This window comes from Knoellia sinensis KCTC 19936, assembly GCF_000768705.1.
GTDB classification, from domain to species: Bacteria; Actinomycetota; Actinomycetes; order Actinomycetales; family Dermatophilaceae; genus Knoellia; species Knoellia sinensis.
The window spans coordinates 1-20,957 of record NZ_AVPJ01000020.1 but is presented as its reverse complement, the minus strand read 5'-3'; the positions used below and the strand labels follow the sequence as shown (position 1 = coordinate 20,957).

Below are 20,957 nucleotides of genomic sequence, written 5' to 3'. Positions count from 1 at the left end.
CATGATCACGGTGGTCATCGTCGACGACCAGGCGATGGTGCGGCAGGGGCTCGGGGCGCTGCTCAACGCGCAGCCCGACCTCCAGGTCGTCGGGGAGGCGGCCGATGGTGCGGAGGCGGTCCGTGAGGTGGCCCGCTTGCGTCCCGACGTGGTCCTGATGGACGTCCGTATGCCGGAGGTCAACGGACTCGACGCGGCCGCCACCATTCTTGGGTCGCCGAGCCCGGACCGGCCGCACGTGCTGATGCTGACGACCTTCGACGTGGACGACTACGTCTATGAGGCTCTGCGCATCGGGGCGAGCGGATTCATGCTCAAGGACGCACCAGCGGACGAGCTGGCTCGGGCTGTTCGCGTTGTGGCACAGGGGGATTCGCTGTTGGCGCCGTCGGTGACCAAGCGGCTCATCGCCGAGGTGACCAAGTCACGGTCGGGAGTGCCGCGTGAGTCGCCTCGCTTGCAGGAGCTCACCCCGCGCGAGCTCGAGGTGCTCGAACTCATCGCGCGCGGGCTCTCCAACACCGAGATCGCGACGCGTCTCTTCGTGGCCGAGCAGACGGTCAAGACGCACGTGTCGCGGGTGCTGACCAAGTTGGGGCTGCGGGATCGGGCGCAGGCGGTCGTGTTCGCCTATGAGCACGGGGTCGTGACAGCCGGGTGACGACGCGGGACAGTGGAACATCGGAGGTGAGTGATGGACTGCTGCCCTGAGCCGCGCGGCTACGACGAGGTGTTCTCGACGGGATTCTCGAGGTCGATGTCGCGGCGCTATGAGCGGCGCGGCCTGTCGAAGCTGGCGGCTCGGATGGTGGCGTTCCTGGAGTCGCGCGGCATCCGTGACGCGACGGTCCTTGAGATCGGCGGCGGCATCGGCGACCTGCACGTGGAGTTGCTGCGTCGCGGTGCGGCGTCAGCGACGAACCTCGAGCTGTCGGCCAACTACGAGGCGGAGTCACGTGCCCTGGTGGAACGGTTCGGCCTGGCGGATCGGGTGCAGACGCTGGCGGTCGACATCGCCCGGACTCCCGACACCGTCGAGGCCGCGGACGTGGTCGTCCTCAATCGGGTCGTGTGCTGCTACCGGGACGTCTCGGCGCTCCTCACGGCTGCGGGGGAGCGGGCCGAGTCACTCCTCGTGTTCAGCCACCCGACCTATACCGCGCTCAACCGCGCCCTGCAGGTTCTCGAGAACGTGGGGCGCAGGGTGCGGCGTCAGGAGTTCCGCGGCTATCTCCACGACCCCGTGACCATGGTGGCGGCCGTGGAGTCGACGGGGCTGCGTCAGGTGATGCAGCACCGCGGGCTGATCTGGAGCATCGTCGGCTTCGAGCGTCCTGCGGCAGCCATGGGTCCCACATAGGCTGAATGGACCGATCGAACCCGGGGGAGCGACGACGGTGCCGCAGCACTTCCTGACGATCTCGAAGGCGCTGTCCACCCGGATCGAGGTCCGCGAGGTTCAGTGACCGGTGCGTCGAGGGGCGGGTCCGAATGGCACTCTGACGGGTCGCAGGACAGCCCGTTTTCGCTACAGAGGCCCGACTTCGTCCAGCCCTAACCTCGATAGGGGCGGGAATCCAACCACCCGTCCTGAGGAGGTTGACCATGAAAGTGGCCAGAAGCGCCGCAGTGGCGGCGTTGACCATGTTCGGAGTCGCTGTGGGTATCGGCAGTGCCGATGCTCGCGGTGGCGGTGACACCGAACGCATCGACATCCGGGATGACTGTGACCCGGTCACGTTCAACGCGGCGCTCTTCCCGGGCGCGTGCATCGGCGACGGTGACACCACGTTCGAGGACTTGGTCGAGCGCCTCCAGGACCGTGGCTTCCACGGTGCGTGGAGGTTCAACCCGGACGACACGGACGTCGATACGGGCACGAAGCTCAGGCTCGTCAACCGTGGCGGTGAGTTCCACACCTTCACCCCGGTCGACAGGTTCGGGCCGGGGTGCGCACTGGACGTGAACGAGTTGGCAGGCTTCGTGGGTGACCCAGTCATGCCCTGCACCGAGGAGATGTTCATCAACACCGGCATCGACGCGAAGACGTCTCAGGTCCTCGCGCCACTCCCGGTGGGGACGCATCTCTTCGAGTGTGCGATCCACCCGTGGATGCAGACGACGATCACGGTGAAGGGTCACCACCACTGAGTCACACCGGTGTCCTGCTCGGTCATTCCGATCCGGGCGCCATTCGCAAGACGTTCGACGTTGCCGAGCAGAGGTCGGCTGCTCGGCCCGGTCGAACGAGGGGCCAGGGGCACTAGACGTCGCGGTGAGCAAGTGACTCCCGCTGGGCGCGGTTCAGACCGGCATACACGATCCACACTGCGGCAACCCAGGTGACGATGACGAACGGGCCAGAGGCGGGCCATTGCGTTGCGCCCCAGACCGTTCCGCCGATGAGCAGGGTGCACAGGACCAGGGGTGCGGAATACCAGAGCACGATGGTCTGGGCGTTCGGCACGGGATTGAACGGCGACGTCGGGGGTCGTCCGCGGTATGCCGCGAGAAGACTCCCGCCCAGCGCGAACAGCGTCGATATGACGCACCACGGCAGAACGGCCGCGAGAGTGGCGCCGGCCGCGAGACCCGTGACCGCCCCTGCGGTGGTCGTGACCAAGAGGTGGAGGGTTCCGGGAACCACGAGGTGCGCTGCCGCGGCACGCACCGGGGGTGCCCCGAAGAGGGCAGGCGTCCCCATGGTGTCGGCCTCGAGGCGCAGTCCTTCGGACAGGGCGCCCATCCCGAGGTAGCTCACCAGCCCTCCGACGAACGCGACGAGTGGTGGCACGGAAGGGCTTCCCAGAGCACCACCGAGGGCCACCGCTGCAGCGGCGCTCGCGACGATGCCGACGACGGCCGCACCGGACGAACGACGTAGTCCCAGAACGTCTCTCGCGACGAGAGTGCCCACCGGACCGCGGTGACGCAGCCGCAGGGTCCGGCCGCGGGTGACGGGTCGGGCAGCTTCGAGCCGCACCGCGCGAAGGTCGCCGGCCTGCACCCCGCCGACGATCCGCCCGGAGCGTGCCGCCTGCGTTCGCAGGTCCTGGAGTCCCAGACGCCTGACCTCCTGCCGCCACCACGCACCGGCCGAGCGCCGTGGAAGGGGTGGGGAGAGGCGGGACTGGCCGAGGAGCCACGCGGTGCCAGCGCCGAGGCCGATCACCAAGGCGACCAAAACGGCGACCGGCAGGACCCACGAGGCGGCGACACCCGCGCCCCACAGGGAGGCGCCGACGAGCAGTCCTGACAGTCCTCCGGCGAAAAGCGTTGTGAACAGGGCGTATCCGAACCACGGTCGGAGAGCGTCCCAGCGGTCGATCGAAGACGTGACCACATGGTCCACCCAGGGAACGGGGGCGACGACCGGACCGCGCACTCGTCCGGCCTCGCGGGCCATCGCCAGAACCGCGGCGATCAGCCCGATGGCGAGGGCGACTGCCCAGGGTGACTTGAGGGCGGCAGCCATGCCCGCCCGGTCGCCCGCGATGACGAGGGCGCGAAGTACCGGGAAGCCATAGAGCCCCACGACGATCAGGGTGACGTACGCGGCATACGCGACCTCCTTGCGGGCCTGGTTGCCCTGCGGCCCGTGGAGGACGTGGGTGGCGTCCTCGAGTCGGTCGCGTCCGTCGTCGAGCGCCGCCTCGAGGCTCATCGGCGAGGGACGAGCAGTGCGAGTCCGATGCCGTCCACCAGTGCGGCCGAGGCGCAGAGGACGACCACGCCCCGGCCCGCAGCCCGGTCCACGCCTATCCATGAGCGGAAGCCGCCGGTGCCTCCGTTGTGCCACGTGACGTCGCGGTCGCGCACCTTCATCGTGTGCCAGGCGATGCCGATGTGAGACGAACGCCCTACTCGCACAGCCGGATCGAGCGCGCGCACGCCCGGCGCCGAACCGTCGAGCAGCGCCCGCGTCAGACCCGCCATTGCTTCGACGGATGCCCGTATGCCGCCCGCTGGGCCGATCGCCTCGCTCACCCACGGTGGTCGGTTGCCACCACGACGGCTACGCCCGCGGACGGCGGTGCGCAGCAGGTCTGCCTCGGACATCGGGACGTAGAAGGGATCCAGCCCGAGAGGTTCGGCGATCCGGGAACGGACAAGGACGGCATACGGAACTCCCACCGCCTCGGCCACGGCGTGACCGAGGAGTTCGAATCCGAGGTTCGAGTAGCGGTGCCTGGGCGCGCGGAGCCTCACCGATCGGGCCTGCTCGACGAGTTGGTCGAGGTCCTCGCGATAGGGGTTCGTGCCGTGCCGCATGAACTCCCAGGTTCGGCGCCAGGTCTCGAGGCCGGAGGCCACACGGGGAAGTCCGGACTCGTGGGTGGCGATCGACGCGAGCGTCACGCCACCGACCGCGGTCCCGGCGAGGGGCAGGTGATCGGCGAGGGTCGCGTCGGGCGCCACTTCGCCGCGGTCCATGGCGTCGGCATAGAGCAGCCCCGTGATCCCCTTGCTGATGGAGCCGATCTCGTAATCACCGTCGGCGCCGGGGCCGACATGGGCGAGTTCGGTGTCGAATCCACCCTCGGGGCGAGAGGTGACGACGGCCGCGGCGGCGACCGGGCGCGCCGACCCGAGCCGTTCTGCGAAGCGAGCGGTCATCGCGTCAGTCATCGCCGCTTGCCCGCTCCGTGGCACTGTCGGCGGCGACGAGATCGACGACCCGGTCCGCGGGCCGACCGGTGAGGCGTTCGGTGATGACCGGGTCGTGGCAGGCGAGGACGATCGTCGTGCCGGCATCCCGTCGCGCGGCGACCAGGTCGGCCACCAGTGCGCGCTTCGTGGTGTCGAGGCGCTGCTCGGGTTCGTCGAGCACGAGGACCTCACTGGGGCGGAAGAGGGTCAGGCACAGGCGGAACAGCTGGGTCTGGCCGGACGACAGCTCATGGGGGAAGCGCTCGCCCAAGTGCCCGATGCCGAGCTCCTCCAGTGCCGCGGCAACCCGCTCGTCGCACGTGTCCGAGTCGCCGCCCCACGTCGCGTCGAGGAGGACCAGGTGGTCGCGCAGGGTGAGGTCGCGATAGGTGGCAGGCGCACCGACGAGGGCCGCCACGGCCGCGCGAACGACGGGGTCGCGTTCGTCGGCGGGGCGATCACCCACCTGGGCGGTGCCGGTGGTCGCGGGGAGGGTGCCGATGAGGATGCGGAGCAGGGTCGTCTTCCCCGAGCCGTTGGGGCCCCGGAGCACGAGGCAGGATCCGCTCGGCGCGGACACGGAGACCGGCGCGAGCAGGGTCGCCGGACCGATCACCTTGGAGACGTCGTCGGCCCTGACCTCCACGCGAGTCACACCCCTTCAGTGCCCTGCGTCCGTGGCAACGGTCGCTCTGACGACCGTCCACGCTGACGCAAGCGAGAGTATGCCGGGTGGTGACCACGCGGCATACCGGCTGTCCTTCCCGCCGACTACGTTGGACCCCGTGAGCACCGCCCTCTATCGCCGCTACCGCCCCGAGACGTTCGCCGACGTCATCGGGCAGGAGCACGTGACCGAGCCGCTCATGCAGGCGCTGCGCACCGGCCGCGTCAACCACGCCTACCTCTTCAGCGGGCCGCGCGGCTGTGGCAAGACGACGAGCGCCCGCATCCTCGCCCGCTGCCTCAACTGTGAGCAGGGCCCGACGGCGACCCCGTGCGGCACCTGCGACTCGTGCGTGGCCCTGGCGCGTGGTGGTCCCGGCACGGTCGACGTCATCGAGATCGACGCCGCCAGCCACGGAGGTGTCGACGACGCCCGTGACCTGCGCGAACGTGCGAGTTATGGGCCGGCGCAGAGCCGCTACAAGATCTACATCATCGACGAGGCGCACATGGTGACGCCGCAGGGCTTCAATGCGCTGCTCAAGATCGTCGAGGAGCCGCCGGAGCACGTGAAGTTCGTCTTCGCGACGACCGAGCCCGAGAAGGTCATCGGGACGATCCGCTCGCGCACGCATCACTACCCCTTCCGGCTGGTGCCGCCGGGGCAACTCACCGAATACATGGAGCGGCTCTGTGCCGCCGAGGGCGTTGCGGTCGCGCCGGGCGTGCTGTCGTTCGTCGTGCGTGCCGGTGGTGGGTCGGTGCGTGACTCGCTGTCCGTGCTCGACCAGCTCATCGCCGGGTCGGGTGACGAGGGACTGACCTATGAGTCGGCGGCCGCGCTGCTCGGCTTCACCGACGGCGAGCTGCTCGACGCGGCGATCGACGCCTTCGCGGCGGGCGATGGTGCGGGGGCGTTCTCGGCGATCGAGCGCGTCATCGAGACGGGTCTGGATCCGCGGCGCTTCATCGAGGACCTCCTCGAGCGGCTGCGTGACCTCATCGTCGTGGCGGCCGTGCCCGACGGCGCCTCGGCCGTCCTGCGGGCACTGCCGCCGGACCAGCTCGAGCGGATGCGCCAGCAGGCCGCGGCATTCGGTGGTGGTGCCTTGTCGCGTGCTGCCGACGTCGTCAACGCCGGACTCTCCGAGATGACCGGTGCCACTGCGCCACGGCTTCAGCTCGAACTCATTGCCGCGCGGCTTCTCCTGCCGGCTGCCGCCGGAGAGACGGGGTATGCCGCCCGCCTCGATCGTCTCGAACGTCGCCTCGACGTCGGCGGAGTCCCGAGCGGTGCGGGTCCCGCTCCCGTGCGGCCGGCCGCCCCTGCGGCGCCTCCTGCTGCGGTGTCAGCTCCTGCGCCCACTCCTGCCCCGGCGCCCCGGGACGAGGAGCCGCAGGAGCCCCAGGAGCCGCAGGGGCCCGACGAGCCCGAGTTCATCGAGCCGCAGTCACCTGCGCCGCCAACCGAGGCGGACGCGTCGCCCCAGCAGCCCGGCCCGGCGGTGCAAGAGCAGGCTCCGCAGTCGCAGGTGGCCCGACGCGTCTCCGAGGTGTCGCCGACGCAGCAGCAGGCATCCCCGCCACCGGAGGCACCGGCCCCGCGCAGCACCGGCGGGCTCGACACCGCGGCCATCCGACGCTCCTGGCCCGACATCCTCGCCAAGGTCTTCGAGCTGCGCCGGACGACCTGGACGTTCGTGTCGGAGCACGCGCAGGTCCTCGACTACAACGGGGAGCGGTTGCTCCTCGGCATCTCGACGACCGGTCTGACCAACACGTTCCGCCGCGGACCGCACGCGACCTATGTCCAGCAGGCGTTGATCGACGTCCTCGGGATCGACGCCCAGGTCGAGGGCGTGCCGGCCGACGGATCGTCGATCGGCGACACGAGCGGCGTGCCGACCATCGATCCGAACCGTCCGCCGGAGCCGGCGCGTGCACCCGAAGCCGGGCCTCCCGCGCAGGCGCAGCAGTCACCGCAGGCACGGGCTGAGGCCAACGGCGCCGCAGCGGCAGCCGAGGCGGACCGCGGAGGCGAGCAAGCGGCATACGTGCCGAGTCAGCCGCCCACGACGCAACCGGACTGGGGGAGTGGTGGCAACGACTCTGCGGCTGCCCCCGCCTGGGCGACCGCGGGCGCGCCATCGGATGCCGCGCCGGTCAGCCCGTTCGCTCGCGCCAAGGAGACGGTCGCGGCCGAGCCCGACCCCGACGAACCCCCGGTCGCCGACGACTCGGCGATCAGCGACGACGACGAGGACATCGAAGGCCTCGGTGAGGTCGGCGTGCCCGTCGTGGAGCGAGTCCTGGGCGGCACGGTCATCCACGAAGAGGGCGTGTGAGCACCTACTACTGGGTCGGTCGCACCGCGATGATGTCGCTCGCGCACGCCATCTGGCGGCCCACGATCGTCGGCAAGGAGCACGTTCCGAAGACCGGAGGCGTCCTGCTCGCGAGCAACCACCTGTCCTTCATCGACTCGTTCGCGATCCCGGTCGCCGCTCCCCGCAAGGTGTCCTTCCTCGCCAAGAAGGAGTACTTCACGGGCACGGGCATCCGAGGTCGGTTTGTCCGCGGCTTCATGGAGTCGGGAGACGCGATCCCCGTGGACCGCGACAGTTCAGGTGCGGCCAAGGACTCCCTCGACCTCGCACTCGAGGTGCTGCGCGCGGGGAAGGCGTTCGGCATCTATCCCGAGGGCACGCGCTCGCGCGACGGTCGGCTCTATCGCGGTCGGACCGGCGTCGCGTTCCTGTCACTCACGGCGGGCGTGCCGGTCGTCCCGGTCGGGCTCATCGGCACCGACAAGGTCCAGCCCGTGGGGGCGCGTGGGCTGCGGATGGCTGACGTCACCATCGCGTTCGGGTCACCGATCCAGCCCTCGACGTATGCCGGTCTGCCCGCCGGCCGTGCCCGCCGCCAGCTCACCGACGACGTCATGGACTCGATCGCGACGCTGACCGGGCAGGAACGGGTCGACGCCTACAACGAGCGCCCGGCCTCCGACGACCCCGACGACTGACCCGCACCCACCCGCCCGCCCCAACTTTTGCTCCCCATGAGGGAACCTGTTCCATCCGGAGGCTTCTTTTCCCTCCGGATCCCACACCAACCCTCCCGTGGGCGTGGTGCCCTGTAGATCCCCGGCGCTGGATGCGTCGGGCAGACTACGCCGGTGCACAGGACACTGCTCGACGACATCATCCAGACCGACTATGGCCAGTTCGACCTGATCTGGGCTGAAGGTCTCGGATTCGACGGAGACGTCGACCGATTCTTCGAAGGTCAGGTCAATGGCCTGGTGGGAGTGGCTGACCCTGAAGGTGCCTACCTGAACCTCGCGCGTCGATCAGGGGGATCGGCAGTGACCATCACCCTCCACGATGACTCGCCGGACGGTGCTGACCCGACGTGGGAGGACGTTGTCGAGGTCTCCGTGACCATTCCGGACAACGCCAGCGCGAAGTGGTCGTCGTGGGCAGGCGAGAGCAGCGGGACCCTGACTATTCCGCCCGGCACCTACCGGCTACGGGTGTCTGCGCGTGGGCGGGATGCCGGAGGCGTCGGAGAGTTTGCGGAGGGCGTAGTCGACTTCTATTTGCTCGAGTTGTGGCCTGCACGCCACCGGCCCGACTCGATCCTCAAGATCGGCAGCGAGAACGCCGCCTACTGGCACGCCGAGGTGGGTCGGCACCACTGAACCCATGCAGGAGGCCCAGTGGTGGTCGAGGTAGTACGAAACTCCGGTGCACGTGGACCGCCCTCGGTGTTTCGTACTACCTCGACTGCTTGGGCATTGGATCCCGGCGCGGGGCGCGGTGGGGAGACCCTGACGGCCCTGTGGCCTAGGCTCAAGGTGTGTACGAAGGCGCAGTGCAGGACCTCATCGACGAACTCGGACGACTCCCGGGCGTCGGGCCCAAGAGCGCGCAGCGCATCGCCTTCCACCTGCTCCAGTCCGACGCCGTCGACGTGCAGCGACTCACCGACGCACTGACCCAGGTCAAGGCCAAGGTGCGCTTCTGCGTCACCTGCCACAACATCGCCGAGGCCGAACAGTGCCGCATCTGCGCCGACCCCCGACGTGACGCGAGCAGCATCTGTGTCGTCGAGGAGCCCAAGGACGTCGTCGCCATCGAGCGGACCCGTGAGTTCCGGGGTCGCTACCACGTGCTCGGCGGCGCGATCAGCCCCATCGACGGCATCGGCCCCGACGACCTGACCTTCCGTGAGCTCATGACGCGGCTCGCGAGCAGTGAGGTCACCGAGGTCATCATCGCGACCGACCCCAACCTCGAGGGGGAGGCGACTGCGAGCTATCTCGCCCGCTTCCTCAAGGGCATGGACATCAAGGTCACCCGCCTCGCCTCCGGCCTGCCCGTCGGCGGCGACCTCGAGTACGCCGACGAGGTCACCCTCGGTCGCGCCTTCGAAGGACGGAGATTGCTCGATGCCTGACGAGAAGCCCGCCTCCACCGACACCGCGGCAGCCCCGACCGACCAGCTCTCGGATCTGCGCGCCCTGGCCGCCGACTCCGCCGACGAGGCGCGCACCTACCTCTCGACCGTGGCCGACATCGCTTCTGGCGCCAACCCGGCAGCGGCCCTCCCGCTCGGCCTCCTCGCACTCTCCCAGGTGCTCGTCATGGGTGCCCGACTCGGTGCGATCGAGGACATCGTCCCCGAGGACCGGTTCGAGGTGGATCCGGGCCCGGACGTCGAGATGGATCCGTTGCGCGAGAATCTCACCAACCTCCTCGAGGGTCTGGATGAGTACGCGGATGTCGTCGACCCCGTGACGGAGCCCCAACTGACCACGGGCTCTCTCGCCAACGACCTCACCGTCGTCGCGTCCGCCCTGGCCCACGGCCTGCGCCACCACGAGGAGGGCCGGATCCTCGAGGCCCTCTGGTGGTGGCAGTTCAGCTACCTGTCCGACTGGGGTGAGCGCGCCGCGAGCGCACTCCGCGTCCTCCAGGCGCTTCTGGCCCACGTCCGCCTCGATGCCGACCCGGACGCGGTGTCCGAGGCAGAGTTCGACGCCCTCCACCCCTGACGCCTTCCGACTTTGTGCCCCATTGGGACACGTGTCGGACGGCCTTCGGCCGGTCGAACATGTCCCAATGGGGCACAAAGTCGGGTCAGGCGATGCGGGTGCCGCTCGGCAGGCGTCGCACCGGCGTCCGGACCCGCTGCTCGGCGACGACGACCGAGACCAGCCCCAACCCGACGAGGAACGCCAGCCCCCACGGCCACACCGGGTTCGCGTCGCGGCGTTCCAATGCCGCCGCGTTGCGTGCTTCCTCTGCGGCGAGGGACAGGTCGTCGGCCGACTCCCCGTCCAGGGGCGCCGAGCCGGACGCGGGGAGGTACGAGCACTCGTCCTGCACCTCGCCAACCGCCGGCCCAGCCTTGGCGTCGCGCGCACCGTCACTGATCCAGCGCATCGGCGTGAATCCGCCCGTGAACGTCCCGGTGTCAGCGTGGCGTGACGGCGCCGCATCGGCCACGACGACGAACGGGTTCATGGCCAGCAACGGCCACAGGCGGTCGGTGCGTGAGACCTCCGACGTCCGCGTGAACACCTCGCAGTCGGCCTGGGTCGGCTGCATCATCCGGCCCTCGACGGGAGGTTCCGCACCGGTGGGAGGTTCGACCTGAGCCGCCCAGTAGCTCTCCGGGATCCCGTTGACCCGCACCGTCACCTGGTCGGTCAACAGCACCGCCGAGAGCAGGAACGCGATGAGGGTCCCGAACACCAGCGAGGCCAAGCTGAGATACGTCAGCACCGCCGAGGACACGGGTCGCGCAGTCAGCGTCGAGAACATCAGCCCGACGGCGGCGACCACGGCCATCACCACGACCAACACCAACAGCGACAACAGGATTCGCCCGACGGACAGCCCGCCCTCGATCCACGCCCATGCAAGGAATGGCAGCGCCGTCGCGAGGAAGCACAGCGACACGATCCACGACGCGAGCAGCTTGCCGAGCACGAGTTCCCACGAGGTCACCAGCGTCGTCTGGAGGGTCGCCAGGACGCCGTGCTCGCGGTCCCCGTTGACGGTGGTCGCCGTCAGCGATGGCACGACCAGCATCCCGAGCATGAGCACGAAGAACGTCGTCACGTCATAGAGCGAGGGCCCGGAGGAGAAGTCCGCCTCGCGCACGGCCCGCCACGACGCCAGTGTCACGAGCCCGATGATGACGAACCACGCCCCGAACACGATCGGCCAGCGTGACGTGCGCTGCCGTTGGACCAGTTCGAGGCGGGCGACGGTCCACAGCCTTGTGGCGCTCACTGTCGGTCCTCCGTCGCGGCCAGGTAGGCGGCTTCCATCTCCCCATGAAGCGGTGCGTATGCCGTGACACCGGCTCCGCTCCCAGCGAGCCGTGCGAGGAGCTCGGCTGCCTCCCGGTCGCCTGCCAGCGTCACGTCCACTGCAGTCCCCGCGTCGTGCCAGTCGGCGCCGGCCTCACCGAGGGCAGTCACGAGGCGGGCGCGATCGAGGGCAGTGACCCGCCACGTCCGGGCCACCGGTGCGGCTCCGTCGACGGTCTGGGTCTCGATGGTCCGGCCGCGCGACACGATGACCGCACGGTCGGCCATCTCCTGCAGCTCGGTGAGGATATGGCTCGACACCAGCACCGTCGTTCCCGCTGCCGCGAGCCCACGCAGCAGGTCACGCAGCTCGATCCGGCTGCGCGGGTCCAGACCCGAGGCGGGCTCGTCGAGGATGAGCGTCGTCGGTCGGTGCAGCAGTGCCCGGGCCATCCCCAGCCGTTGCTTCTGCCCCCGCGACAGCACTCGCGCCCGACGGTCCGCCAGGTCGGCGAGGTGCACCTGCGCGAGGACTTCCTCGGTCCGCGCCCGCGTCTCACCCACAGGCATGTCGTATGCCGCCCCGATCGTGTGCAGCACCTCCCTCACCGTGAGCGCGTCCCACGTTCCGAAGCCGTCCGGCATCCAGCCGATCCGCTTCCGCACCTCTCGTGGGTCGTCGACCGGTGAGAAGCCGTCGACGGTGATCGACCCGTCGTCCGGCACGAGCAACGTCGCGAGCATGAGCATGAGCGTGGTCTTGCCGGCGCCGTTGGGGCCGATGAGGGCGGTCACCTCACCGGGCCTCGCCACCAACGAGATGTCGTCGACGGCTACGACGTCGCCGAAGGCCCGATGCACTCTGTCGACGACGATCCCACCGCCCGAGACCGGACCCTCCGCAGAACTCATGGCGCCCACGGTAGGCGGCGGACGGCATACGGGATTCGCATTCGACTCACGATTGGATCTCAGGTGCACCTGAGGTGGTGTGATCGGTCCATGAGCGATCCGTGGACCGTCGACCGGCTCGACCTCGATGCCTACCTCGTGCGCACCGGCGTCACCGCAGAGCCGCCCAGCCTCGCGGCCCTCGAGCGGCTCCAGACTGCTCACGCCGAGACCTTCCCGTTCGACAACCTCGACGTGCTGCTCGAGACCCACCCCGGAGTCGCGCTCGAGGCGGTGCAGCAGAAATTCGTCGGTCGCGGGCGGGGCGGCTACTGCTTCGAGCACGCCACCCTCTTCGGTGCCGTTCTCGAACGACTTGGGTATGCCGTGACCCGTCACCTCGCGCGCGTCGGCGCGGTCGCGACGAGTCCACGGACTCATTTCGTCCTGGTCGTGGACCTCGACGGCAGCCCGCTGATGGTCGACCCCGGCATCGGTCGCCCGCCGCTCGGCCCGATCCCGTTGGTCGACGGCGCCGAAGCCACGCACTCGGGATGGCGGCATCGGGTGCGCCGGGTCAGCGAGGGCCGGTCGTGGGCGCTGGACCGCTGGGTCCACGACGACTGGGAATACATGCACACGATGGACGACCTCCCAGTGCAGCCCGTCGACGTCGAGATGGGCCATCTCTGGACGAGTACCCACCCGCGCACGCACTTCCGGTCGACGCTCATGTGCACGCGGTTCGGGCGGGACGCTGACGGCGGGTCGAACGTCACCACGCTCAGCCTCGATGGGGTGTCCGTGCGTCGGCCGGATCGCACGACTGAGCACCGCGACTACTCGCGCGCCGAGCTGTCCAACGTTCTGGAGGGGTTGGGGGCCAACCTCACCGAACCCGAGGTGGCCGGCTCGGCGACGTGATCGAGAGGCTCAGGGCGCAGAGGCGAGCTGACCATCGGAGGCAGCAGACCGGCATACGGGCGCAGGATCGGTGACCACCGCGCGTCGTTAGACTCGCTGGCGACCATCACCCGCCCGCGTTCGCCCGCGACCACCCGCATGGGAGTGCCACGTGCCCATCGTCGTCCAGAAGTACGGCGGCTCCTCGCTCGCCGACGCCGAGAGCATCAAGCGCGTCGCGCGCCGCATCGCCGAGACGCGCAAGGCCGGCAACGACGTCGTCGTGGCCGTGTCGGCCATGGGTGACTCCACCGACGAGCTGCTCGACCTCGCACAGGACGTCAGCCCGGTCCCGCCGCCGCGTGAACTGGACATGCTCATGACCGCGGGTGAGCGGATCAGCATGGCACTCGTCGCGATGGCCATGCACGACCTCGGCATCAGCGCCCGCTCGTTCACCGGCAGCCAGGCCGGCGTCATCACCGACGAGGCGCACGGCAAGGCCAAGATCATCGACGTCACGCCGGGCCGCATCACCGAGGCCCTCGACAACGGGCACGTCGTCATCGTCGCCGGGTTCCAGGGCGTGAGTCAGACGACCAAGGAGATCACCACCCTCGGTCGCGGTGGCACGGACACGACCGCCGTGGCGCTCGCGGCCGCGCTCAAGGCGAGCGTGTGCGAGATCTACACCGACGTCGATGGGGTCTTCACGGCCGACCCCCGCGTCGTGCCCAAGGCCCGCAAACTCGACCGGATCTCCGCCGAGGAGATGCTCGAGCTCGCCGCCAGCGGCTCCAAGGTCCTGCACCTGCGCAGCGTCGAATATGCGCGTCGCTATGACATTCCCATCCACGTTCGCTCCTCTTTCACGCCAAAAGAGGGCACGATCGTCACCGACCAGTCCGGCCCCGCAGGTCCTGAAGGAGAAGCCGTGGAAGCCCCGATCATCGCCGGAGTCGCACACGACCGCAGCGAAGCCAAGATCACGGTCGTCGGTGTGCCCGACCAGAAGGGCAAGGCCGCCCGCATCTTCCACGCCGTCGCCGACGCCGAGAGCAACATCGACATGATCGTCCAGAACGTCTCCGCCACCGAGACGGGCCTGACGGATATCTCCTTCACGCTGCCCAAGACGGACGGCCAGGGCGCGATGGAGGCGCTCCAGGCGGTGCAGGACGAGGTCGGGTTCGCCGGGCTTCAGTACGACGACCAGATCGGCAAGCTGTCGCTCGTCGGCGCCGGGATGCGCTCCAACCCGGGGGTCTCGGCCACGTTCTTCCAAGCGCTCGCCGACGCCGGAGTCAACATCGAGATGATCTCGACCTCGGAGATCCGGATCTCCGTCGTCACCCGCACCGAGCTCCTCGACGAGGCGGTGCGCGCGGTCCACACGGCCTTCGGGCTCGACTCCGAGGAAGGCGAGGCGGTCGTCTACGCGGGTACAGGCCGCTGACAGGTGACATTCAGGTGGCGCTGATCTGATGACCCTCGTGACCACTGCCGCTCCCACACTTGCCATCGTCGGCGCGACTGGAGCGGTCGGCACTGTCGTGCGCGACGTGCTTCCCGTCCGTCGTCACCTCTGGGGCGATGTGCGCCTCGCCGCGGGCGCCGAGGACGTTGGTTCCGTATGCCGTGTGGCCGGCGAGGATCTCACCGTCGAGGCCCTGACCCCCGAGTTCTTCGACGGCATCGACGTCGCCGTGGTCGACATCCCCCCGGAGATCTCGGCCAACTGGGCCGGGGTCGCCGTCGAGCGCGGTGCCGTGGTCATCGACAACAGCCCGACGTTCCGTCGCGACCCGAACGTCCCTCTGGTGGTCCCCGAGATCAACCCGGAGGCCGTCCACGACCGGCCCAAGGGCATCATCGCCAACCCCGGCGCCACAGTCATGACGATGATCGACGTGCTTGCCGTCCTGCACGCGCAGTGGCAGCTGACCGAACTCGTCGTCACGAGCTTCCAGGCCGCCTCGGGTCTCGGCCGCGCGGGCATGTCTCGGCTGCACGACGAGATCGCCCTCGTTGGGGGCAACCGCGAGCTGGGCATGCGACCCGGCGATGTCCGCCGAGCCATCGAGCACGAGCTGGGACCGAGCATGTTCGGTGGCCCACTCGCGTTGAACGTCCTGCCGTTCGCCGGGTCGCACGTCGGTGACGGGTGGAGCTCGGAGGAGTCGAAGATCCGCCAGGAGACTCGCAAGATCCTGGGCATGCCGGACCTGCGGGTGTCGGCGACCTGCGTCCGGGTGCCCGTGGTGTCGACCCACTCGGTGTCGGTGCACGCGACGTTCGCGAAGTCGATCACCGTCGACAAGGCACGTCAGGCGCTCGTCGAGGCGCCAGCGGTGGTGGTCATGGACGACCCGGAGCAGGGCGAGTTCCCCACGCCGGTCGACATCGTCGGGGCGGACCCGCGCTTCGTCGGTCGGATGCGTCAGGCCATCGACTTTCCTCGAACGCTCGACCTCTTCGTGTGCGGTGACAACCTGCGCAAGGGCGCTGCGCTCAACATGCTCCAGACTGCCGAGCTCGTCGCCGCGGCACTCTGACCTCACGGGGCTGGGGGGCTGTGGCGATCTTCACCCGCGCGGCAAAACTTCCCTGCGATGTGTGACGTTCCCGAGCCGAGGGCACGCGCGATACGCCGGAGTGACCCGATCGTGACCTTTTGGTTAGGTCTCGTCCATATTCTGATGTGACCCTGCCCTCGCTGGCGAGTCCGTCAGTCGGTTGTGGGGTGACGATCTCGACGGCGAGTCTCGGTCCGGTGACGATTCCGGCGTGTTACTCGTGTGACTGATGTGACTCGTGGTGAAATTTGTCCAGCGGCTCTGGGGCTGTGCTGGGTCGACGTGTGTGAGGAGTGGTCGTGTTCAGGGATCGGAAGTCCGAGTCCGAGAAGGCGCCTCTCCCTGCCCGCACGGCCAAGGCCGCCCATCACCTCGCCAGTCGCGGGGTCGGCAAGACCCGGGAGACCGTGCACAAGGAGCTCCTGGAGCGGGCACGCGCGCAGGAGCACCTCTCCGACGACCAGATCTGGCGCCGCTACCAGTTCCGCCGCTTCGCCGCGTTCATCACCATCCCGGCCGTCATCCTGGGCACGGCCAGCATCGCCACGGCATACGGCACCGGTCTCATGAAGAACGAGCCCCCCCCGCCGGCCTGCCAGCCCGTCAAGGTCCTCGCACCGGCCGCCGGGTCGTTCAAGGTGACCGTCCTCAATGCGGCCGGCCTCGACGGGGCTGCTCACAGCGTGGGTCGCAACCTCACGCGTCGGGGTTTCAACGTCGTCGACATGTCCGGCGCCCCCCGGACCCTCTATGTCAAGGCGCCGGCCAAGATCTTCCACGGCAAGGAGGGGCTCGATCAGGCCCTGCTCCTCGCCCAGACGATCGCGGGCGCCGAGCTCGAGTACGACGGACGCGCCGGCACCTCGGTCTCGTTCGTGATCGGCGGCGAGTTCACCGGAATGCTCCCGGCACCGCCGCCGAAGCCGCCGAGCCAGAAGTCCTTCACCGTCAACGTCTACAACACGACGTGGCGCTCCGGCTTGGCCAAGACGGCTCTCAACGAACTCGCGGCGCGTGGCTTCAAGCCGGGCAAGCAGGGCAACGACCCGGACCGTTCGTTCCTCCCCGATGACGTCGCGGTCATCCGCCACGGACCTGATGCCGACCTCGCAGCGGCACTCGTCGCCCGGCACATCAAGGGTTCGGTGCTCAAGGAGGTGTCGCGCGACAACATGACGATCGACGTCATCATCGGCAACAAGTTCGAGACCGTGACTCCAGTCGCCGAGCTCCCCAAGCCGCAGGCCGTGCGCAAGGACCCACCGGCAGTCGTCTTCCGTCCCTGCGAGTGACGCCGACTGTCTCCGCCTGAGGCGTCCGTACCTCGGGCTGGGGCTGCTGTGGCGGTCGTCACACTGGTTGACTGACGTCATGCCAGTCCAGACCGTCGCCCTGCTCACCGCAGGTGGCCTCGCGCCCTGCCTGTCGTCCGCCGTCGGCGGACTCATCGAGCGCTACACCGCAGTGGCACCCGACGTGCGCATCATCGCCTACCTGAACGGGTATGCCGGCCTGCTCACCGGCCGCTCGGTGGAGGTGACACCCGCAGTGCGTGAGGGCGCGGGCCTGCTCCATGGGTTCGGTGGCTCCCCGATCGGCAACAGCCGGGTCAAGCTGACCAATGTCGAGGACTGCGTCAGGCGGGGCCTCGTCAGGGAGGGCCAGAACCCTCTGCACGTCGCCGCCGAGCAGCTCACGGCCGATGGCGTCGACGTCCTGCACACGATCGGTGGCGACGACACGAACACGACGGCGGCCGACCTCGCGGCCTACCTTGCGGACCACGACTATCCGCTCACCGTTGTCGGTCTGCCCAAGACGATCGACAACGACGTCGTGCCGATCCGCCAGTCACTCGGTGCCTGGACGGCGGCGGAGCAGGGGGCGATCTTCGCGCGCAACGTCCTTGCCGAGCACTCCTCCAACCCGCGGATGCTCATCATTCACGAGGTCATGGGGCGGCATTGTGGTTGGCTCACCGCTGAGACCGCGCGTCGTCACCACGCGTGGGTGGCGCAGCAGCAGTGGCTTCCCGACCTCGGTCTCGACTCGCGCCGCTGGGACGTGCACGCCGTCTTCGTGCCCGAGTCACCGATCGACCTCGCGGCCGAGTCGGCACGGCTCAAGGCAGTCATGGACGAGCTCGGGTGCGTCAACATCTTCCTCTCCGAGGGCGCGGGCGTGAGCGAGGTCGTGGCCGAGATGGAGGCCGCCGGTCAGGAGGTGCCGGTCGATCCGTTCGGCCACGTCCAGCTCGACAAGGTCAATCCGGGCGCGTGGTTCGGCAAGCAGTTCGCCGAACGCCTCGGTGCGGAGAAGGTCATGGTCCAGAAGTCCGGCTACTTCTCGCGGTCGGCCGCTGCCAACGAGGAGGACCTCGCCCTCATCCGACGCTGCACCGAGCTCGCCGTGGACGCCGCGCTCCGGGGGGAGTCCGGCGTCATCGGCGAGGACGAGGAGCATGACGGCGAGATGCGCCCCGTCGAGTTCCCGCGCATCGCCGGAGGCAAGGCGTTCGACACCACCGTCGACTGGTTCACCGAACTCCGAACGTCCATCGGGCACGCAACGTCAGCGTGAACGGTTGCTCTAGGAGCCGTTGACGCTGACGTTGCGGGGGAAGCGGGAGGTGGGCGGACGGCATACGCGCGCGGTGTGCGGTATCTGAGCGAGGCGTGAGGGCTCCTCTTGGGTGACCACGTCCGAAGGGAGCCCGCCATGTCCACCATCGCCAGTCCCGCCCCGGCCCAGCCGTCCGCGATCACGCCGCAGGGTGTGCGCGCCAGCGCGGCCGTGCGGACCTACCGCTACCTGCGCCTGAGCCTCGTCGGGCTCGTGCTGCTCCTGCTCGCGTGCGTCTGGATCGAGCGGCTCACTGGCGTTCCGGCCAACCAGCGCCTCGGATCGATCAGCGCCTACTTCTACACGCCGGCGCGCAGCGTCTTCGTCGGTGCCCTCGTGGCGATCGGGATCAGTCTCGCGGCGATCGTCGGGCGGAAACCCTTCGAGGACCCCGCACTCAACATCGCGGGGATGCTCGCGCCGGTGGTCGCGTTCGTGCCGACACCGCGCGGCGCCGGGGGAGCGCCCTGTGACCCGGACGGACGGTGCTCCGTGCCACCGGAATTTGTGCCGGCGGTCGTCAACAACGTCTGGGGGCTGCTCGGGCTGGGTCTGCTCGGACTCGGCCTCGGCGGGTCCATCATCTGGAGGAGGCGCCAGAGTTCACGCAGCACCAAGCTCGGGTTCCTCTCGGCCGTCGTCACGTGGGCGGCCTTCCTCGGATGGTTCACCTTGGGCCGCGAGTCCTTCCTCGACCTGGCTCACTTCGTGGCCGCGGTGGTGCTCTTCGCGCTCATCACCGCTGTCGCCTATGACAACGCCCGCCGGGCAACCCAACGTCGCGACGGCGTGCCCGGTCACGAGCCGAGCCGCGAGGCGAAGTCCTACCGAGCCGTCTATGGGGCCGTTGCCGGCGTCATGGCCGTGACCTTCGCCGTCGCGGCTGTCCTCGTGGTCGTCGATCAGTTCCTCGGGGGCGGAACCCCGGACGAGTGGGTCCTGTGGGTCGAGGTCGTGCTGCTCCTGGCCTTCGCGGTCTTCTGGGTGACCCAGACGTTCGACTACTGGCACGACGGGCTGCCCGAGGATGCCGCCATCGCTCCGGCAACGGTCACGGCCCAGGCGGTTCCTGAACAGACGGACGGGGAACTGACCCCACGGATCTGAGTGCAGCCCCTCTCCCTCAGAGGAAGATGGGGAACAGTGCGCTGATCATCACGGACAGCCCCAAGAGTGCGGGGAGGCCGCCCAGTCGCGCGATCCAGCGCTGCTCCGAGTCCCCGGCGCCCGCTTTGCGCAGGGACTCCCGCCACTGCTGGAAGCCGAGTGTGTCAATCGGTGCCATCGCGAAGGTGACCGGTGCGTAGGCCAACATCGCTGGCAGGACGGCGAGGAGGGACCATCGCGGGTCACCCATGGCACGAGCGATGAAGTAGCCCGCAACCTCGGCCACGCCAAACAACGCCAGACCGGCGAGGGACAGCAGGAACGCTGCCAAGCCGTAGCGGCGCCCCCATCGGCGCACGATGGGCAGGAGCCACCGCGCGAGGCGGTCGTTGGTGGCGTACTTCCAGTCCGCGTACATTGCCCAGGCGAAGACGGACACCGCGACCAGCGCGACCCCCGCCCCTCCGTTCACGCCGTGAATGCTATCCGCAGTAAACCCGGGCGGTCGCGGGGCTTCGCTGCAGCGATGCGCCGCAGGGGCCGGACCTTGACACCCGTGAACGCGCGGGACCACTCTGGTGTGGATGGTTCGACGCCGGGCTGGGGAGTGCCAGGCGCAATCGCACCCGGAGGGGTGAAGGACGATGGGTCGACCAGAAGTCACGCCGAGGCGGAGGGCTCTCTCCGTCGCGGCGTCCGTGGCCGTCATCCTCGTGACGACGGGTGCCGAGTCCAGCTGTGAGAACAGCGCTGAGCGCAGCAGCGCGAAGGCCCGAGTGGAGGCCCGCGCCAAGGCCGAGGGCGGGGGGTCCTCGAAGGAGAAGGCCCCGACGAAATCCTCCAGTGGCGTCACCTACTCCGTGACCTCGAATGCCACGATCGAGTCCGTGACCTACACCGGTGACGATGGCACGTCCCACACGGACACCAGCGTGGGTCGCTCGTGGAGCGGGGACGGTCCGTCGAAGGGTGGCAGGGTGGTCGTCTCCGCGACGACCAGCCGCGACGGTGCCTGGATCAAGTGCGAGGTCGAGGTGAAGGACCGGGTGGTCGGGCAGTCCAGTGCCCAGGGAGGTGCGGGCACGCGCGTCGTCTGCGACGTGACGTACTGAACCCACACATGACTGAGGGCCTGTGGTCGACTCCGTCGATCCAACAGGCCCTCGGTCACATGGTCGGGGTGACAGTGTCGAGTCTCAGGACATACGCAACAGATG

The 20,957-nt window shown here is 69.1% G+C and carries 21 protein-coding genes; 15 read left to right on the top strand and 6 right to left on the bottom strand.

The window, feature by feature from the left end:
- The first annotated feature begins 1 nt into the window (after position 1).
- The 3 genes from N802_RS17395 to N802_RS17385 all read left to right on the top strand — a co-directional run bounded on the left by N802_RS17395 (position 2) and on the right by N802_RS17385 (position 2,151).
- Entirely contained in the window at positions 2-661 is a 660-nt protein-coding gene (locus tag N802_RS17395; protein ID WP_035918854.1) for a response regulator, read from the top strand.
- Positions 662-694: 33 nt separating this feature from the next.
- Positions 695-1,360 carry a class I SAM-dependent methyltransferase gene (locus N802_RS17390; protein ID WP_052110117.1) on the top strand — a complete coding sequence of 222 codons (666 nt, stop codon included), beginning with the start codon at positions 695-697 and terminating at the stop codon, positions 1,358-1,360.
- A 245-nt stretch (positions 1,361-1,605) separates the two neighbouring features.
- Complete coding sequence (locus tag N802_RS17385) at positions 1,606-2,151, top strand: cupredoxin domain-containing protein (RefSeq protein ID WP_156971487.1); 546 nt, start codon at positions 1,606-1,608, stop codon at positions 2,149-2,151.
- Between the two features lie 112 nt (positions 2,152-2,263).
- Here N802_RS17385 and N802_RS17380 read toward each other — a convergent pair whose 3' ends face one another.
- The 3 genes from N802_RS17380 to N802_RS17370 are packed head-to-tail and all read right to left on the bottom strand — an operon-like array spanning position 2,264 to position 5,296.
- Positions 2,264-3,664 carry a hypothetical protein gene (locus N802_RS17380; RefSeq protein WP_052110116.1) on the bottom strand — a complete coding sequence of 467 codons (1,401 nt, stop codon included), beginning with the start codon at positions 3,662-3,664 and terminating at the stop codon, positions 2,264-2,266.
- Positions 3,661-4,617, bottom strand: coding sequence for a serine hydrolase domain-containing protein (locus N802_RS17375; RefSeq protein ID WP_211254456.1), 957 nt, complete (start codon positions 4,615-4,617; stop codon positions 3,661-3,663). The genes N802_RS17380 and N802_RS17375 overlap by 4 nt, the downstream gene beginning before the upstream one ends.
- Before the next feature lie 4 nt (positions 4,618-4,621).
- Entirely contained in the window at positions 4,622-5,296 is a 675-nt protein-coding gene (locus tag N802_RS17370) for an ABC transporter ATP-binding protein (RefSeq protein WP_035918848.1), read from the bottom strand.
- A gap of 139 nt (positions 5,297-5,435) precedes the next feature.
- Here N802_RS17370 and N802_RS17365 point away from each other — a divergent pair, with 139 nt between their 5' ends.
- The 5 genes from N802_RS17365 to N802_RS17345 all read left to right on the top strand — a co-directional run bounded on the left by N802_RS17365 (position 5,436) and on the right by N802_RS17345 (position 10,375).
- Positions 5,436-7,661 (top strand): DNA polymerase III subunit gamma and tau, encoded by a 2,226-nt coding sequence (locus N802_RS17365; RefSeq protein WP_035918924.1) that lies wholly within the window; start codon positions 5,436-5,438, stop codon positions 7,659-7,661.
- Complete coding sequence (locus N802_RS17360; protein WP_084072321.1) at positions 7,658-8,341, top strand: lysophospholipid acyltransferase family protein; 684 nt, start codon at positions 7,658-7,660, stop codon at positions 8,339-8,341. Before N802_RS17365 ends, N802_RS17360 begins: the two co-directional genes overlap by 4 nt.
- Before the next feature lie 153 nt (positions 8,342-8,494).
- Positions 8,495-9,019, top strand: a complete 525-nt coding sequence (locus tag N802_RS17355) for a hypothetical protein (protein WP_052110115.1) — start codon at positions 8,495-8,497, stop codon at positions 9,017-9,019.
- A gap of 158 nt (positions 9,020-9,177) precedes the next feature.
- Positions 9,178-9,777 carry a recombination mediator RecR gene (gene recR, locus N802_RS17350; protein WP_035918846.1) on the top strand — a complete coding sequence of 200 codons (600 nt, stop codon included), beginning with the start codon at positions 9,178-9,180 and terminating at the stop codon, positions 9,775-9,777.
- The gene (locus N802_RS17345) at positions 9,770-10,375 is read left to right on the top strand and encodes a DUF5063 domain-containing protein (protein ID WP_035918844.1); all 606 of its coding nucleotides are present in this window, start codon (positions 9,770-9,772) and stop codon (positions 10,373-10,375) included. The genes recR and N802_RS17345 overlap by 8 nt, the downstream gene beginning before the upstream one ends.
- A gap of 85 nt (positions 10,376-10,460) precedes the next feature.
- On the opposite strand, the gene N802_RS17340 is transcribed toward N802_RS17345, so the two are convergent.
- Positions 10,461-11,621 carry an ABC transporter permease gene (locus N802_RS17340; protein WP_052110114.1) on the bottom strand — a complete coding sequence of 387 codons (1,161 nt, stop codon included), beginning with the start codon at positions 11,619-11,621 and terminating at the stop codon, positions 10,461-10,463.
- Positions 11,618-12,553, bottom strand: a complete 936-nt coding sequence (locus N802_RS17335) for an ABC transporter ATP-binding protein (protein ID WP_035918842.1) — start codon at positions 12,551-12,553, stop codon at positions 11,618-11,620. Before N802_RS17335 ends, N802_RS17340 begins: the two co-directional genes overlap by 4 nt.
- A 90-nt stretch (positions 12,554-12,643) precedes the next feature.
- Between N802_RS17335 and N802_RS17330 the strand changes: the two genes are divergently transcribed.
- The 6 genes from N802_RS17330 (at position 12,644) to N802_RS17305 (ending at position 19,740) form a co-directional block, all read left to right on the top strand.
- Positions 12,644-13,456, top strand: a complete 813-nt coding sequence (locus N802_RS17330) for an arylamine N-acetyltransferase family protein (RefSeq protein ID WP_035918839.1) — start codon at positions 12,644-12,646, stop codon at positions 13,454-13,456.
- A 151-nt stretch (positions 13,457-13,607) separates the two neighbouring features.
- Positions 13,608-14,891: an aspartate kinase gene (locus N802_RS17325; protein ID WP_035918837.1), complete on the top strand. Its 1,284-nt coding sequence runs from the start codon at positions 13,608-13,610 to the stop codon at positions 14,889-14,891.
- 28 nt (positions 14,892-14,919) lie between these two features.
- Positions 14,920-15,990: an aspartate-semialdehyde dehydrogenase gene (locus N802_RS17320; RefSeq protein WP_211254455.1), complete on the top strand. Its 1,071-nt coding sequence runs from the start codon at positions 14,920-14,922 to the stop codon at positions 15,988-15,990.
- A gap of 320 nt (positions 15,991-16,310) precedes the next feature.
- Entirely contained in the window at positions 16,311-17,303 is a 993-nt protein-coding gene (locus tag N802_RS19740) for a LytR C-terminal domain-containing protein (RefSeq protein ID WP_052110113.1), read from the top strand.
- 79 nt (positions 17,304-17,382) lie between these two features.
- The gene (locus N802_RS17310; RefSeq protein WP_035918835.1) at positions 17,383-18,591 is read left to right on the top strand and encodes a pyrophosphate--fructose-6-phosphate 1-phosphotransferase; all 1,209 of its coding nucleotides are present in this window, start codon (positions 17,383-17,385) and stop codon (positions 18,589-18,591) included.
- A gap of 138 nt (positions 18,592-18,729) precedes the next feature.
- Positions 18,730-19,740 (top strand): hypothetical protein, encoded by a 1,011-nt coding sequence (locus N802_RS17305; protein ID WP_035918833.1) that lies wholly within the window; start codon positions 18,730-18,732, stop codon positions 19,738-19,740.
- Positions 19,741-19,756: 16 nt separating this feature from the next.
- On the opposite strand, the gene N802_RS17300 is transcribed toward N802_RS17305, so the two are convergent.
- Positions 19,757-20,212, bottom strand: coding sequence for a hypothetical protein (locus N802_RS17300; RefSeq protein ID WP_035918829.1), 456 nt, complete (start codon positions 20,210-20,212; stop codon positions 19,757-19,759).
- 172 nt (positions 20,213-20,384) lie between these two features.
- On the opposite strand from N802_RS17300, the gene N802_RS17295 reads away from it, so the two are divergent.
- Positions 20,385-20,852: a hypothetical protein gene (locus tag N802_RS17295; RefSeq protein WP_035918826.1), complete on the top strand. Its 468-nt coding sequence runs from the start codon at positions 20,385-20,387 to the stop codon at positions 20,850-20,852.
- Positions 20,853-20,957: the final 105 nt, after the last annotated feature.